Genomic DNA, 14,180 nt, shown 5'->3' with positions numbered 1-14,180 from the left:
AAATGGCTCCTGACCCTCAACCGAAAACTATCCTGATTGCCGAAGACAGCTCGGTTATTATCAGTCTTACCCGTAAAATTCTGGAACAGCAGAAGTATCGCGTGGTGCTGGCCAAGAATGGCGGCGAAGTGCTACGCCAACTGGAAAACAATGCTATTGACGGAGTATTAATGGATATTAATATACCAATAAAAAACGGTATAGAATGCACCCGCGAAATTCGCAGCCACGCTGACCCCCATATCCAGGGGCTACCCATTATCGCCATTACGGGCAATGCAAACAACTATTCCCTGGAGCAGTTTCAGGAAGCCGGCATAACCGACTACCTGCCCAAGCCGCTCGACTTTGATGCCCTGGTTCGTATGGTGCGGCAATACATCGGCTAGCTGACCGCCGGCCACTAGTCGCGCCTGGCGGTTAGCTTTGTGCCTTTCTTCGCCGCCGAAAAGCTGGTGGCCGGCGGCTACCCGACACTTATCGCAGCATGAGACTAACCTTTCTGGGAACGGGCACTTCGTCGGGGGTGCCAATGATTGGCTGTTCCTGCCCCGTATGCCGCTCGCTCGACTACCGCGACCAGCGGCTGCGCGTATCGGCGCACCTGGCCGTGGAAGGCCGCAGCCTGGTTATCGATACCGGGCCCGACTTCCGGCAGCAAATGCTGCGGGCGCACATCAGCCACCTCGACGGTATTCTGTACACGCACGAGCACAAGGACCACACCGCCGGCCTCGACGATGTGCGGGCGTTTAATTTTCGGCAGCAGCAGGAAATGCCCCTCTTCGCCGAGGCGCGGGTACTTGAGCAGCTCAAGCGCGAGTTTGCCTACGTGTTTGCCGAGCACAAGTACCCCGGCGTCCCGCAGGTGAGCCTGCACCCGATTACCGACGACCAGCAGCCGTTTGACGTGCTGGGGCTGGCCGTGCAGCCGCTGCGGGCCCTGCACCACAAGCTACCCGTGCTGGGCTTCCGGCTGGGCGGCCTGGCGTATCTTACCGATGCCAACTACCTGCCCGCCAGCACCCTGGAGCAGCTGCGCGGGGCCGACACCATCGTGCTCAATGCCCTGCGCCACGAGCCGCACATCTCACACTTCACGCTCGGCCAGGCCGTGGCTATTCTGGAAGAGCTGAAGCCACGCCGGGCCTACCTTACCCACATCAGCCACCAGCTGGGCCGCCACCGCGAAGTAGAAGCTACCCTGCCTCCGTGGGTGCGCCTGGCCTACGATGGGCTGCAGGTGGAGGTATAGGCAATTCCGGCGCTGCTTACCTTATGCATACCAACTACTACTTCCTGCGGCAGCTGGCCCCGGCCCTCACCGCGCGGCTGCGTGGCTGCCGCGTGGCCAGCTGCTTTTCGCAGGAAAAAGATGAGCTGGTACTTGGCCTGCTAAGCGAAGCCGGTACCGAGTACTGGCTGAAGGCGCAGCTCGGGGCCGGCTTCCCCGCCCTGGCCCTGCCCGAAACCTTCCACCGCGCCCGCCAGAATTCGGTCGATTTGCTGCCCGAGCTGCTAGGCCGCACCGTGGCCAGTGTTGAGGCCTGGCCGCAAGACCGGGTATTACAAGTCAACTTTGAAGAAGACGCGGCCACGCTGGTGTTCAAGCTCTACGGGCCACGCCCGAACGCTATATTCCGGGCCAGCCCGACAGCGACGCCGCAGCTGTTTCATCAGCGCTATGCCACCGATGCCGACCTGCGACCCGCCGCACCGGGCACCAGCTACGTAGTACCGATGGCCGGCGCGCCCGGCAAGCTGCCACCTGCCCTGGCCGACCTGCCGGCCCGTTTTCTGCGCGAGCAGCGCGGCTACGAAGAAGCGCCAACTGAGCAAAAACAGCAGCTGGCTACCGAATTGCTGGCCGAGCTGGAAAGTCCCACGGCTTATTATTTTATCTACCTCGACGGCCGCACGCGCCTGAGCCTGATGCCGCTGGGCGAAATCCTGGAAACGCTGCCCGGCACCGACCCGGTGGCTGCCCTGCGGCGATTTATACCGCTGGCACTGGCCCGCCGCGCGCTCGAAGCCGAGCGCCGGCAGCTGCGGCAGCTGCTTACGCGCCGCGCCGAGGAAGCCGGCACCAGCGCCCACCTGGCCAGCCAGCGGTTGCGGGCGCTGGCCCACGAGGCCGGTTATCGCCACCGTGCCGACCTTATCATGGCCAACCTGCATGCCATTGCGCCGGGTGCCGCCCAGCTCGAAGCCGTCGACTTTTACACCAATAAGGAAGTTGTAGTCAAGCTAAAGCCCCTCGAAAAGCCTCAGCGAACCGCCGAAAACCTTTACCGCAAAGCCAAAAACCAGCAAATCGAAGAGCGCCAGCTGCAAGCCCGCATCAGCAGCCGCGAAGCTGAGGCAATGCACGCCCTGGAGCTGCTTGAAGAGCTGGATGCCCTGCACGAGCTGCGCAGCCTGCGGGCCTGGCGCAAGCTACACGCCCTCGACCCGGCTCCAGCAGCGGGCAAGGCCGGAGCCGAGCTACCCTTCAAGGTGTTTGAATATATGGAATTCACCATATTGGTAGGTCGTAATGCGCAGAACAACGACCTGCTTACCCAGAAATATGCTCATAAAGACGACCTGTGGCTGCACGCCAAGGACGTGAGCGGCTCTCACGTGGTTATCCGGCATCGGTCGGGCCAGGCTATACCGGAGCCGGTAATAGGGCGCGCCGCGCAGCTGGCCGGCTGGTACTCGCGCCGCCAGCACGACTCACTATGCCCGGTTACGGTGACTCCTAAAAAATTTGTGCGCAAGCCCAAAGGCGCTTTGCCCGGCCAGGTACTGGTAGAGCGCGAACGGGTGATATTGGTAGTCCCCGGTAACCCTTTTGAACATAACCAGGCATAAAAAAGCCCGCTTGGCAGCGGGCTTTTTTACTATTGCGTGCGCGCGGGGAGATTCGAACTCCCACACCCGAAGGCACCACCCCCTCAAGATGGCGTGTCTACCAGTTTCACCACGTGCGCAAAAAGCAATCGGCAACTTTGTAGTCGGCTCAGGGCCGGCTTCGCTGAGGCGGCGAAGCGGGTGCAAATGTACTACGCCGGCTTGCTTTTGCAAATTGCCTGGGGCATTTTACGCCTAAAAAAGTGGAGGCTCAGGCACTACTCATAGCTTTATCGCTTACTTGGCAGGATATTAGCTCCTGCTCGCAGCTTACATTTTTTTCTACTATTCTCAATGGCCGACTCTCCCCAGGTAGCGAACAGGACTTCTTTCTTCGGCCGCTTTGCGGAACAAACTACCCGGTACTCGGGCACAACCTCGGTGTTTGTGAGCGCCGTCGGTATTGTGCTGGTATGGGCACTGTCGGGGCCGCTTTTTCACTATTCCGAAACCTGGCAGCTAGTGATTAATACCGGCACCACCATCATCACCTTTTTGATGGTATTTCTGATTCAGCGAGCGCAAAACAAAGACTCGCTGGTACTACACCTCAAGCTAAACGAGCTGCTGGCCGCTACCAAGGGGGCGAGCAACCGCCTCATCAACGCCCAGGACTTTTCGGAAGAAGAAATCCGGCTTATTCACCAGTTTTATTGCCTGCTGGCCGACAAAGCCAAGGCCGACAACGACTTGGGTGAAACGCACTCGGTGGAAGAAGCTGAAGATAACCACCATGAAAAACTAGCCGCTCACCGCCAATAGCGCCAGTAGCTTACCAACAAGCGGGGTCAAATCATAAGTAACAATACATATTATTATTTATATTTGACCCCGCTTGTTGGTACTCTTTTTCTTGTTACTCGGCCCGCGTGAGCGGCGACTCCACAATGTGCTCCGACACGAACCATACCTGTAGCTCATTGGTACGCATCACGTTGCTCACAATCAGGTCGTTGGTGCCGTCGTCGCCGGCATCATCGGCTTTTTTAGCGTAGTCGTGGCAGTTCTTCAGGATAATCTGGTGGGCTTCGAGCAGGCGCGACACCTGCACGGGAGCCTCCTCGCGGTCGCGCGGGGGGCGCGGAATGCTGGTGGTTTCAGCTACGTCGGCGGCCATTGCCACGGCTACGCCGCCCAGAATCTGGATGCGCTCGGCAATCGTATCGACCAGCTCGGCCTGCTCCTCGTAGTGCTTATCGTAGAGCAGGTGCAGCTGGTAGAACGTGGGGCCTACCACCTGCCAATGGTGCTTTTTATACAAATCGCGCAGCGAAATAGTATCGGCCAGCAGCTGGTTGAGCATGTTTACGCTGGCCAGGCGCACCTCATCGGTGAGGCCGATGGGCAGGCGCTGGCTCACCGTGCCAAAGCGCTGCGTAGGCGAGGGTGCCTTCAGCTGCTGGTTGAGCAGGGGCTGAATATTGACGGCAGAGTTGGACTGAGGCTGGCCGGCACCCTTCAGATTGGTGACGCCTTTAACAGAGGCTTTAGCTGGGGCTTTCGTAGCCATAAGGAAAAACTAAAAAGTGTAAGAACTCGGAGCCGGAGCGGGAATAGTGGCCGGCACATTCTACCAATCAATACGCAAGGGCTGCCCTGGGGTTGGTGCTTGTACCTTTAAGTTTTAAACACTAGACTGGGCTAATGCCTGGGCTTTCCCTCTGTTTTATGAACCAGGCACATTGGCACCTGCTTTTCAATCACGCCCCGATTTTTGGAGCTTTGGGGGGGTTGCTGCTACTGCTGGCGGGCTTAGGCTGGCGGCAGGATGCCGTATTGCGGGCCGGCCTTTGGGCGCTGGTGCTGGCGGTGGTGGCCGGTTTGCCCGCGCAGCTAACGGGGCCGGGCGCCGCCCAGGTAGTCAAAGACATGCCCCGCGTGAGCCAGGCCCTGATTCAGCACCACGCGCAGGCGGCCCGCCTGGGCTACTGGGTGCTGGCTGCTACCGGCACGCTGGCGCTGCTGACCCTGCTGCAGCTTGGGCAGCAGGCTAGTCGGGCGCGGCAGCTGGTGTGGCTTACGGCGCTAGGCGCTGCGCTTAGCTTCGGGCTGCTGGCAAGGGCCGGCAACCTGGGCGGTCAGATTAGCCACCCCGAGATACGCGAGGGCTTCGGCACGCCCGACGAACTTTAGGCAATTACTAGAACATTATTATCAGACTATACTAAATCTCCCAACCCTCCCATTCTTACCCTCACCCGTTATTTTTTACCCAATGGCTTTTCCTTTTTTTGGCGATGATAAATCGACGGTTGCGCGGCTGCTGGCTACGCTGCCCCAGCAGGGGCGGCTCGAATGGATAGGGCTGCGCCCGGCCCGCCGCGCCGCGCTGGAGGCGGTAGCTGAGGCCGAGGTCATTACCGACCGGCACCTGGCCGGCGACCACGCCAGCCCGAAGGCGGGCGGCAAGCGGCAGATTACCCTTATTCAGCACGAGCACCTGGCGGCCGTAGCGGGATTTCTGGGCTTGCCCGGCCCGCTAGCGCCCGGCCGGCTCCGCCGAAATCTCGTTATCAGCGGCCTTAACCTGCTGGCCCTCAAAGGCCGGCAGATTCAGCTCGGCAACGAGGTTATTCTTGACATTACTGGTGAGTGCCATCCCTGCTCACGCATGGAAGAAGAGCTGGGGGCGGGCGGCTACAATGCCATGCGCGGCCACGGCGGTCTCACGGCGCATATTGCGCAGGGGGGCCGCTTGCGGGTGGGCGATGCGGTGCTTGTGCTGCCGGCCGCCGAGCCAGCCCAGACAATAAAAAACCCGCAGCCAAAGGCAGCGGGCTTTCCTGAGCTATGAAAACACGGCTCTGGCGAGCCTATCCTTCTTACGAAATGGTTCCCCGAACCGGATTTAGCGTAGTCATCTTTTTTATGCACCGCCCATGCGCATGATTTTTGGGGTAAATGAGCCGGGCACCTCCACCAGCTCGCGCTGGTTGGCCATTACGGTATGAATACGCTTCATGTAGGCCGCCCCCAATCAGCTCGATGCCATGAGCAGCCAGGGACTTGCGCACCGCGCCTTCATTCAGCTCAGCCTGAGAGAATCCTATGTTTAAGCCACGGCTCAAACATAGGATTCTCTCAGGCTGCTATTTCTGCTATTACGTGTCCGATTTCTCTGCTCTTCGCCGCCAGTTTTTACCCGACCAGGCTGCCCCGCAGGGCACGGCTTCGGTAGCTCAGCAGGCCTTTCGCCAGGCCATTGAGGCCGTAAATGCGCTACGCGAGCAGTTGCGGGTGCTACTCGCCTCGCAGGCGGCTGCCCGCCAAACGTACTGGCGGCAGGTGGGGCCGGTGGCCGTGGCGGCGGTAGCGGCCCGACGAAGCTTATATGCGCCGCTGGAAGTAGCCCTGACCAGCGGCTATCTTACGCGCGCCGAAGAAGTGCAAGTAACGGAACTGCTGGTGCACAATGCGTTAAGCTTACAGGAACGGTTTGGGGAAGATGAGACTGAAGTGCTGGCCCGCTACGCGCCGGCCGCCGTTCCACTCTCCGAGCCACCGCTCCCTGCCGCGTCAGCTGCTCCACCCGAGCTGCCCCACGAGCAGGCGGCCGCCCTGGCCCGCGCCCGCCGTCAGCAGCGCGCCCGCGCCAAGGCTGAGGAGCAGCTAAAAACCCGTGCGAATGAAAGCCACGACCTGCTACAGCATACCAAAGCAGCTTATCGCCAGCTGGCCCGCCTGCACCATCCAGACCGGGCCGCTCGGGCCGATGCGACCACCCAGCAGACTCAAACTGAGCTAATGCAACGCATCACGGCAGCTTATGCCGCTGCCGACCTGGCCGCGCTGCTTACGTTACTGGCCGAGTCGGAAGCAGTTGGGGAGCCCGGCACGGAAGCAGCAGTGCTCCTGGAGCGCTATACGGCCGCTCTGAAGCAGCAGTACACTCAACTGACTCAGGAACTGGCCACCGCCCAGCGGCCAGTGGAAAACGCACCGTGGAGTGGCACCGAAAAGCAGCAGCGCACTCGCCTGCGCCAGCTAAAGCGCGACCTTCGCGCCGAAACCGACTACCTGGCCCTACTGGTGCGGCAGCTCCACGAGCCAGCCGCTTTGCGGCAGCTACTGCGCGAACTATCAGCCAGGCGGCAAAATATTGTTTAAAATATATTAATTAATAATTTAATATATTTTATCATATTAATACATTTTTTATCTGGCACTCTGCTCTTTGGAGAGGGGCTGGGTGAGCGCGGCTACACCGTGTACACGCGCCTGAAAGCTGCGCTAGCTACAAACCGAGTGCCGTCACGGCTGCCTGCACTGCCTCTGCGCGATAGGCAGGAGCCGTACCGGGAGCGCGCAGCAGCTGTAGCAGGTGCTTATACTTGCGGCGTCCTTCGGCCAGCATAGCGGGAGGCACTTCGAGGGGAAAGACGCCAAAAGGCTCTACTTTCTGCACGCCCACCAGTAAAAATCGCTCGGCCCGCAGGGCATCGGTGTAAAAGGCCGCCTGCCGGTCGTAGTCGTAGGCTGAGCATTGCCACCGAAAGTGTTCGGCGTCGCGCGCCATCGTGGTTTTAAAATCTACCACTGTATAAGGCAGGCCGGGCTGGTCGAGCACCAGGTCGGCGCGCAGCTTGCAAAGCGTACCGGTTTCGGGCTCACTAAATACGGCACTACGCTCCGTCACGCCATTTTCGAGCAGGCGGCGCAGCTCCGTATTCAGCTTGACCCCCTCTACCAGCCACCAGACGAGCGTATCGTTGAGGCCCGGCTGGCCAGCCTGATACTCGGCAGGTTCCAGCAGGGCCGTATGAAACGCAGTACCAAAGCTCAGTGCCCCCGAGCCCGAATCGAGCCGCGGCGGGCGGCCATCCAAGGCATCGCGCAGGCGCGAGAGGTCGGAGTTAGCGATGGCGGGTAAGGCGCGGTAGTCGTCGTATGACACGCGCAGCAGGTCGGGGCGGGCAGCGGAAGGGGAAAGTTGTTCAGACACGCTCCTTTAACAGGAAGTAGGTAGGAGTTAGTTGTCTTTTTTTGACGTGCTCTTATTAACTTCTGGTTATCAGCCTGCTCAAAAAAAGATTGCCAGCTGGCCGGGCTACGCTTATACGTAGCCCGGCCAGCTGGCAATCGCAGCTAACTGCGGCAAGCTTTACTTCACGGTTATGAAGTAGAGCTGGAGCTGGAGCTTGCTATCTTTATTCTGAGCGCTTCCCAGTACGACGCGGTCGGGTAGCGCAGAGGTAACCGACCCCAGCAGCAAGCCATTATTTGGCACATTGCGGTTGAGCACCTGTTGGACGTAAGTAGCTATCGACCATTGGTAATAGCCCTGCTGCAAGCCGGTGAGCGAAGAAATGCCTGACATGTATGGCACGTTGGCCAGGTAAGTAGCTTGCACACGGTTACTGCCATCGGCAACCGTAACAATAAGCGGGGGCGGAGCGGGCACAAACGGCGACTGCAGAACGCTAAAGGCCGGCACCGGCGCAATTAGCTGCGCGCTGGTTACGGTAATATGAGCGCCATACTGCTGAATATCGGTCAGATACGGGAAATCGAGCCGGGTTTGCAGGCCCAGCGCACCTTCAACGAAGGTTTGCTGCCCGGTAAGCGCGGCCGGAACTGCCTGTAGCGACATTTGCGGGAAGTTGGTACTGCTGGTGGCGCCCGCGGTACTACGGTCGGCTGTTACCTGGTAAAAGTGACGGTTGCCGGCTGCAAACGAGAAAAAGGTGCTAAGCACCGTCGTGGGGTCGGTAGGCAGGTGATAGTAGAGCGTAATACCCGCCCCACTCGAGGTGGCACTCAGCCGGATAATAGTGGCGTCGTCGGTAGGCGCTGGGGTGAGCGCAATACCCGGCAGGTAGCTATCCAGCGCATCCTGCGTACTTAGCTGGCCACGCTGGCCAGCGGCGAGTAGCTGGCGCCCCAGGTTATTGTCCAGATGCAGGCGCAACGAAGTGAGCGTAGGCCGGGCCCGAGCAATCGGCGCTACGTTCTTGCGCTGAATAGTATCGTAGTTGAGCAGCGTGGGGCTGTAGCTGGGCGGGGGTGTAAGGCGGGGCGAGGCAAACGACACCTTCGTAGCAGAAATGGCATTGTTGGGGTCGGTAAACCGATGCACCTCTACCAGCGACTGCGTCTTGGTTGTATCGCCATACCGGTAATTGTCGAGGGTAAGTACCAGCGTCAATGAGTCGTACACCGCGGTAGGGTCCGGGATAAAGGAACTCGTTAAGCCCAGGCGCACAAAGCTCTTGGCCGTAATGGTACCCAGCTGCGGGTCGGTGTAGCGGCCCACGAGTAGCGAGTTCGTATTGGAAGTAACCACCGAATCGCGCAGCACGGTAGAGCTTCGGATAGTGAGCGTATCCACGAGGTAAGCCCCCGTGTTGGTATTGGCGGTGGGCAGGCCCACCCCAATGTTGCTCACATCTTGCGAGCAGCCGGTAGCCAGTAGCCCCAGGGCCAGCAACAGCACCCAGGGCCACTGGTACCAGCGCCTTAGCTGGCACGAGCCAGCAATACTACTGCTGCGCTGCACTTGGGTCAAACTGCCAGAAATCATCAAATCGCGTGCTACCCGAGGCACCGGTACCTACGTAGCCATAATTGCCGATACCAAACGACACGGCCGAGTTACGACCAGCCCCGCCGCCCGTGGTGAAGTAAAAGGGATTGGTAGCCGTCCAGGTATCCATAGTGGGGTCGTAGGCATAGCAGTCGGTTTTAACAGCGCTGCTGCTGCCCACCGTTACGTAGCCGAGGTTACCTATCACGAAGGAAGACGCATAGGCCCGCGCCACAGCGCTATAGTCATACGAATCGGTTGAGGTGCTGATATTGGCCAGGTAGCGCTTTTGCGTCCAGGTGCCGCCGCCAGCCGGGTTATAAGCCCAGAAATCGGTATTATACTGGCTGTTGTTGGTACCTGTTCCTACATACATCTGGCCATTGATAGTGAAGGCCAGGGCACCCATGCGCTTGTTGCCGGGGAAGCCATTGGCCAGCGGGGCCCAGGTGTTGGCCTTCGGGTCGTACTGATAAAAGTCTTTCTCGAAGTTGCCATCGTAGCCGCAGCCTACGTAGCCAATATCATTTACGCTGGCAGCCACCGCGCTGTAGCGGCCTAACCCGTTAGGCATTGGAAAGTCGGCTACGCGCTTCCAGCTACCCGTAGTGGTTATAGTAGTAGTACCGGTGGTGGTGGCAGTATTAACGGTGGGGTCAAACTGCCAGAAGTCGCTCAGGTAGTTTTTGTTAACATCGGAGTTGGTGCCGTCGTAGCCGGTGCCAACGTAGCCTTTGCCGGCCGCCGTAAAGGCTACAGCATTGTAGCGGGCCGTAGCCGGCAGTGGCGTTACCTGCGTCCAGCTACCGGTTTTCGGGTTGTAGGCATAGAAGTCATTATAGCGCTTGCTATTGGCATCAATACCTGTGCCAACGTAGGCGATGTTATTGATAACGAAGCTTACGGCATTGCTGCGGGCCGTACCGGCAAATGAGTTACCGACAGTCCAGTTGCCTAGCACCGGTGTGGTATCGGAATTGGTGCAGCTGCTCAGGCCGAGGCTGCCAGCTACCAGCATCAGGGCCAGCAAACGGCCGGCTAGCCGAGGAAAGTTTTTCATGAAAAAAGGAAAGTTGTTATACCCAAGAGAGCGTACGGAGCACTAAACAGGTTGCACCCGGTTTTTATTTTTGAACAGCCCAATTGGCCCCGCTAAATTACACCTTGTTCGCTTAACGCGCCGGGTTTTGTCGCTCAACGTCGTTTTTTTGCCGCGTAGTTCCTCAACCTGGCGCTGAAGGCGGCTAGTCAAACCGGATGGCGACCATAGGCTTGATGCGGGCTATCATATAGGTAGGAATCAGCACCGATAGCACGGAAGCGACCAGCGTAGCGGCATTGAGCAGCACCATTACCGCGGGGCTCCAGGCAATGGGCACCCGGTCCATATAATAATTTTCGGGGTCGAGCGGAATGATGCGGAAATAATATTGCAAGGCACAGAAGCCGAGCGCGATAACATTGCCAATAACCAGCCCCCGGAGCGTAATGGAGACGCCGCGAAAGAAAAACATGCCCCGAATCTGGTTATCGGTAGCGCCTACCGCTTTCAGGATACCAATCATCTTGGTACGCTCCAGAATCATGATAAATATAGTGGCAACCATATTAAAGGTAGCTACAAATATTATCAGAATAAGGAAGATAATCACGTTGCGATTCAGCAGCTGAAGCCAGTCGAAGAGCTGCGCATACTGGTCGGTCGTTTTTTCGATGCGCACCTCGTAGGGCAGCTGCTCGTAAAACTGGTCGAAGGTGTGGTCGAGCTGCGCAAAGTCGCGCAGGCGCACCTCCAGGCCCCCACGAGCGAGTCGGGCCAGGCATTGAGCTCCTGAATCTGGCGCAGGTCGCCGAGCACGTACACCTCGTCAAACTCGTCGAGGCCAGTCTGGTAGATACCCGACACCCGGAACTTGCGCACCCGCGGTGGCTGCTGAATAAAGTAGAACAGGGCCGGACTGCCGACTTTAAGGCGCAGCTTATCGGCTATCTTCTGCGAGATAACAATGTCGTTGCTGGCGGCCGAGTCGGCGTAGTGAATAAAACTGCCGGCCACTATATTGGCCCGCATGGCGCTGGGGCCGTGGGTTTCCGACACCCCTTTCAGCACTACGCCCAGCACCTCGTCGGTGGTTTTGATGATGGCCGTTTTGCGGGCAAATGCCTGCACGGAGGCTACCTGCGGGTAGCGGGCCAGCTGGCGGCGCAGCACGGGCTCCGAAATAGGCGCTACCTCCAGCGAGTTGTTGGTATCGTAGCGCGAGAGCTGCAGATGCGCGCCAAACGAGAAGATTTTATTCTGAATCTGCTCCCGAAAGCCGTGCAGAATTGAAAACGACACAATCATCACGGCGATGCCGAGGGCAATGCTGACCGTAGCGATGCGCGTGACGGAGTGGGTAAAGGAGCCGGAGTCGGCCCCGTCCATGCGGCGCGATATGTAGCGGGCGATATTCACGAGTGGGCGTAAAGCTACGTCCTCGCCAGTGGTTGCGAGCGGCTAGCAGCGCGCTTCTTACGCAGCAAGGTACTTTTGGGCTATGATAAAGTGGATTTTAGTAGCGGCCGGCCTGGCAGCAGGCTGCGGGCCCGGCGCGGGCCCGGCCGTAGACCACGGCGGGCACAGGCCACCAACACCGGGCGCAAAGCAGGCCCGCCCCCTGCTCATGGGGGCTGCCCAGCTAAGCCAATACCTACCGGCCCTGCAGGGCAAGCGGGTAGGACTGGTAGTTAACCAAACCTCGCGCATTGGCGCTACTTACCTGGTTGATACGCTCAAGGCCCTGCACGTTAACCTGACCGCCATTTTTGCGCCCGAGCACGGCTTTCGGGGAGAAGCCGCCGACGGGGCCACCATCACCGACGGGCGCGATGCCCGCACGGGCGTGCCGGTGCGCTCGGTGTACGGCAAAACCAAGAAGCCAACTCCCGAGATGCTGGCCGATGTAGACGTGCTTATTTTTGATATTCAGGATGTTGGTACGCGGTTCTACACGTTTATCAGCACCTTGCACTACGTGATGGAAGCCGCCGCCGAGCAAGACAAAACCGTTATTGTCCTCGACCGGCCTAACCCCAACGGCCGGGTAGTTGATGGCCCGGTGCTGGTGCCCAAGTACCGCTCTTTTGTGGGGCTCGACCCGCTACCCATCTGCCACGGCCTCACGGTGGGTGAGCTGGCGCGCATGCTGAACGGCGAAAAATGGCTGGCTGGCGGCCGGCAGTGCCGCCTGCAGGTGGTGCCCGTGGCGGGCGGCTATACCCACGCCACGCCCTACGCGCTGCCCGTGCCCCCCTCTCCCAACCTACCCACTGCGCGGGCGGTGGCCCTGTACCCCAGCGTGTGCCTGCTGGAAGGCACCAACGTGAGCGTAGGGCGGGGCACCGACCGGCCTTTCGAGGTTATGGGGGCGCCTACGCAGCCGGCTACGCGCCCGTATCAGTTTACGCCCCGCCCCAATGCGGGCTCGCCCACCCCGCCGCTCAATGGCCAGCTTTGCTACGGCCTCGACCTGCACCAGCCGGCCGCGCACGAGCCGGCCCAGTTTTTTACGGTGCGCTACCTGCTCGACTTCTACCGGCAGAGCACCGATAAGGCGCATTTTTTTACCAAATACTTTGAGCAGCTGGCCGGCACCGACTCGTTGCGGGCGCAGGTGATAGCCGGGCGCCCGGAGGCCAGCATCCGGGCCAGCTGGGAGCCGCAGCTGGGGCAGTTTAAGCAGCTGCGCAGCAAGTACCTGCTTTACCCCGATAAATAATTTTTTTTACTATATACTAAATGCCTACTCCCTTGCGCATCGTTTTTATGGGTACGCCCGATTTTGCCGTGCCCACCCTCGAAACCCTGCTCACCCTGCCCGAGGCGCAGGTGGTGGCCGTCATCACGGGGCCCGACCGGCCGGCGGGGCGCGGGCGGCAGCTGCAGGCATCGGCGGTAAAGCAGGCGGCGCTGGCGCACGGCTTGCCGGTGCTGCAGCCTACCAACCTGAAATACCCCACTTTTCAGGCCGAGCTCAAGCGTTACGCGGCCGACCTGCAAGTGGTCGTAGCCTTCCGAATGCTGCCCGAAGCAGTGTGGAGCATGCCCCGGCTGGGCTCGGTCAACATTCATGCTTCGCTGCTGCCGCAATACCGGGGCGCGGCACCCATCAACTGGGCCCTGATGCACGGCGACGAGGAAACGGGCGTCAGCAGCTTTTTTCTGCGCCATGAGATTGATACCGGCGACCTTATCCTGCAGGATAAGGTCGTTATTGACCCATCCGACGACTTTGGCACTCTGTACGACAAGCTGAAGGTAGCTGGGGCGGCGCTGGCCGGCCGCACCGTGGCCGCCATCGCCGCAGGCCGGGCACCCAGCACGCCCCAGCCGCACACGCCCGACCTGCGCCCTGCCCCCAAGCTTACCAAGGAAACGGGTCGGCTGGATTTTACCCGCCCTGCCGCTGAGCTGGTAAACCAGGTGCGCGGCCTAGCTCCCGTGCCGGCCGCTTATACGACCCTACCCGACAACCGAGGCCTGAAAGTATATCGTGCCACGGCTATATCTGGCCCGTCAGCGCCGGCCGGAACCTGGACAACGGATGGCCGCCACTACCTCGGCGTAGCCACATCCAGCGGCTGGCTCAGCCTGCTCGAAGTGCAGCTCGAAGGCAAAAAGCGCCTGGGCGTGGAAGAATTTCTGCGCGGCACCAGGCTGGAGTTTGGTGCGTAAGCAGGGCATCGCGTCGGGGCCATGCCCGAGACGCTTACTCGTTAT

Annotated in this window: 15 protein-coding genes and 1 tRNA gene; 9 read left to right on the top strand and 7 right to left on the bottom strand. The window is 59.8% G+C overall.

The window, feature by feature from the left end; all coding sequences use genetic code 11:
- Positions 1 to 2 precede the first annotated feature (2 nt).
- From F6X24_RS10740 to F6X24_RS10730, 3 genes are all read left to right on the top strand, one after another.
- Complete coding sequence (locus F6X24_RS10740) at positions 3 to 389, top strand: response regulator (RefSeq protein WP_151087995.1); 387 nt, start codon at positions 3 to 5, stop codon at positions 387 to 389.
- A gap of 98 nt (positions 390 to 487) precedes the next feature.
- Positions 488 to 1,255, top strand: a complete 768-nt coding sequence (locus tag F6X24_RS10735; protein ID WP_151087994.1) for an MBL fold metallo-hydrolase — start codon at positions 488 to 490, stop codon at positions 1,253 to 1,255.
- Positions 1,256 to 1,278: 23 nt separating this feature from the next.
- Positions 1,279 to 2,856, top strand: coding sequence for an NFACT RNA binding domain-containing protein (locus tag F6X24_RS10730; RefSeq protein WP_151087993.1), 1,578 nt, complete (start codon positions 1,279 to 1,281; stop codon positions 2,854 to 2,856).
- A 37-nt stretch (positions 2,857 to 2,893) separates the two neighbouring features.
- On the opposite strand, the gene F6X24_RS10725 is transcribed toward F6X24_RS10730, so the two are convergent.
- Positions 2,894 to 2,975 (bottom strand) — tRNA-Leu (locus tag F6X24_RS10725).
- 214 nt (positions 2,976 to 3,189) lie between these two features.
- On the opposite strand from F6X24_RS10725, the gene F6X24_RS10720 reads away from it, so the two are divergent.
- Entirely contained in the window at positions 3,190 to 3,657 is a 468-nt protein-coding gene (locus tag F6X24_RS10720) for a low affinity iron permease family protein (RefSeq protein ID WP_151087992.1), read from the top strand.
- 94 nt (positions 3,658 to 3,751) lie between these two features.
- Here the strand turns inward: F6X24_RS10720 and F6X24_RS10715 are convergent, their stop codons facing one another.
- Complete coding sequence (locus F6X24_RS10715) at positions 3,752 to 4,405, bottom strand: Dps family protein (RefSeq protein WP_151087991.1); 654 nt, start codon at positions 4,403 to 4,405, stop codon at positions 3,752 to 3,754.
- 158 nt (positions 4,406 to 4,563) lie between these two features.
- On the opposite strand from F6X24_RS10715, the gene F6X24_RS10710 reads away from it, so the two are divergent.
- The 3 genes from F6X24_RS10710 (at position 4,564) to F6X24_RS10700 (ending at position 7,002) form a co-directional block, all read left to right on the top strand.
- A complete protein-coding gene (locus F6X24_RS10710; RefSeq protein ID WP_151087990.1) occupies positions 4,564 to 5,028 on the top strand; it encodes a hypothetical protein in 465 nt (154 codons plus the stop codon).
- Positions 5,029 to 5,110: 82 nt separating this feature from the next.
- Complete coding sequence (locus F6X24_RS10705; RefSeq protein WP_151087989.1) at positions 5,111 to 5,689, top strand: MOSC domain-containing protein; 579 nt, start codon at positions 5,111 to 5,113, stop codon at positions 5,687 to 5,689.
- Positions 5,690 to 6,000: 311 nt separating this feature from the next.
- Positions 6,001 to 7,002, top strand: a complete 1,002-nt coding sequence (locus tag F6X24_RS10700; protein WP_151087988.1) for a J domain-containing protein — start codon at positions 6,001 to 6,003, stop codon at positions 7,000 to 7,002.
- Between the two features lie 127 nt (positions 7,003 to 7,129).
- Here the strand turns inward: F6X24_RS10700 and F6X24_RS10695 are convergent, their stop codons facing one another.
- The 5 genes from F6X24_RS10695 to F6X24_RS19140 all read right to left on the bottom strand — a co-directional run bounded on the left by F6X24_RS10695 (position 7,130) and on the right by F6X24_RS19140 (position 11,876).
- On the bottom strand, positions 7,130 to 7,837 hold the full coding sequence (locus tag F6X24_RS10695) for a PD-(D/E)XK nuclease-like domain-containing protein (RefSeq protein ID WP_151087987.1): 708 nt from the start codon (positions 7,835 to 7,837) through the stop codon (positions 7,130 to 7,132).
- A 159-nt stretch (positions 7,838 to 7,996) separates the two neighbouring features.
- On the bottom strand, positions 7,997 to 9,391 hold the full coding sequence (locus tag F6X24_RS10690) for a DUF4270 family protein (RefSeq protein WP_229725506.1): 1,395 nt from the start codon (positions 9,389 to 9,391) through the stop codon (positions 7,997 to 7,999).
- Positions 9,375 to 10,478, bottom strand: coding sequence for a Kelch repeat-containing protein (locus F6X24_RS10685; protein ID WP_151087985.1), 1,104 nt, complete (start codon positions 10,476 to 10,478; stop codon positions 9,375 to 9,377). The genes F6X24_RS10690 and F6X24_RS10685 overlap by 17 nt, the downstream gene beginning before the upstream one ends.
- A 184-nt stretch (positions 10,479 to 10,662) precedes the next feature.
- Entirely contained in the window at positions 10,663 to 11,139 is a 477-nt protein-coding gene (locus F6X24_RS19145) for an ABC transporter permease (RefSeq protein ID WP_229725030.1), read from the bottom strand.
- Complete coding sequence (locus tag F6X24_RS19140; protein WP_229725028.1) at positions 11,079 to 11,876, bottom strand: ABC transporter permease; 798 nt, start codon at positions 11,874 to 11,876, stop codon at positions 11,079 to 11,081. Before F6X24_RS19140 ends, F6X24_RS19145 begins: the two co-directional genes overlap by 61 nt.
- 82 nt (positions 11,877 to 11,958) lie before the next feature.
- On the opposite strand from F6X24_RS19140, the gene F6X24_RS10675 reads away from it, so the two are divergent.
- Together F6X24_RS10675 and fmt are read left to right on the top strand one after the other, a co-directional pair.
- Positions 11,959 to 13,179 (top strand): exo-beta-N-acetylmuramidase NamZ family protein, encoded by a 1,221-nt coding sequence (locus F6X24_RS10675; protein WP_151087984.1) that lies wholly within the window; start codon positions 11,959 to 11,961, stop codon positions 13,177 to 13,179.
- A gap of 20 nt (positions 13,180 to 13,199) precedes the next feature.
- A complete protein-coding gene (gene fmt, locus F6X24_RS10670; protein ID WP_151087983.1) occupies positions 13,200 to 14,135 on the top strand; it encodes a methionyl-tRNA formyltransferase in 936 nt (311 codons plus the stop codon).
- The last annotated feature ends 45 nt before the right edge of the window (positions 14,136 to 14,180 follow it).

The organism is Hymenobacter baengnokdamensis, assembly GCF_008728635.1.
Lineage (GTDB): Bacteria > Bacteroidota > Bacteroidia > Cytophagales > Hymenobacteraceae > Hymenobacter > Hymenobacter baengnokdamensis.
This window is presented reverse-complemented; position numbering and strand designations above follow the sequence as displayed.

Bases quoted from the DNA above. Each gene is read 5' to 3' on its own strand.
- F6X24_RS10740 (WP_151087995.1), top strand. From the start codon at position 3: ATGGCTCCTGACCCTCAACCGAAAACTATCCTGATTGCCGAAGACAGC.
- F6X24_RS10735 (WP_151087994.1), top strand. From the start codon at position 488: ATGAGACTAACCTTTCTGGGAACGGGCACTTCGTCGGGGGTGCCAATG.
- F6X24_RS10730 (WP_151087993.1), top strand. From the start codon at position 1,279: ATGCATACCAACTACTACTTCCTGCGGCAGCTGGCCCCGGCCCTCACC.
- F6X24_RS10720 (WP_151087992.1), top strand. From the start codon at position 3,190: ATGGCCGACTCTCCCCAGGTAGCGAACAGGACTTCTTTCTTCGGCCGC.
- F6X24_RS10715 (WP_151087991.1), bottom strand. From the start codon at position 4,405: ATGGCTACGAAAGCCCCAGCTAAAGCCTCTGTTAAAGGCGTCACCAAT.
- F6X24_RS10710 (WP_151087990.1), top strand. From the start codon at position 4,564: ATGAACCAGGCACATTGGCACCTGCTTTTCAATCACGCCCCGATTTTT.
- F6X24_RS10705 (WP_151087989.1), top strand. From the start codon at position 5,111: ATGGCTTTTCCTTTTTTTGGCGATGATAAATCGACGGTTGCGCGGCTG.
- F6X24_RS10685 (WP_151087985.1), bottom strand. From the start codon at position 10,478: ATGAAAAACTTTCCTCGGCTAGCCGGCCGTTTGCTGGCCCTGATGCTG.
- F6X24_RS10675 (WP_151087984.1), top strand. From the start codon at position 11,959: ATGATAAAGTGGATTTTAGTAGCGGCCGGCCTGGCAGCAGGCTGCGGG.
- fmt (WP_151087983.1), top strand. From the start codon at position 13,200: ATGCCTACTCCCTTGCGCATCGTTTTTATGGGTACGCCCGATTTTGCC.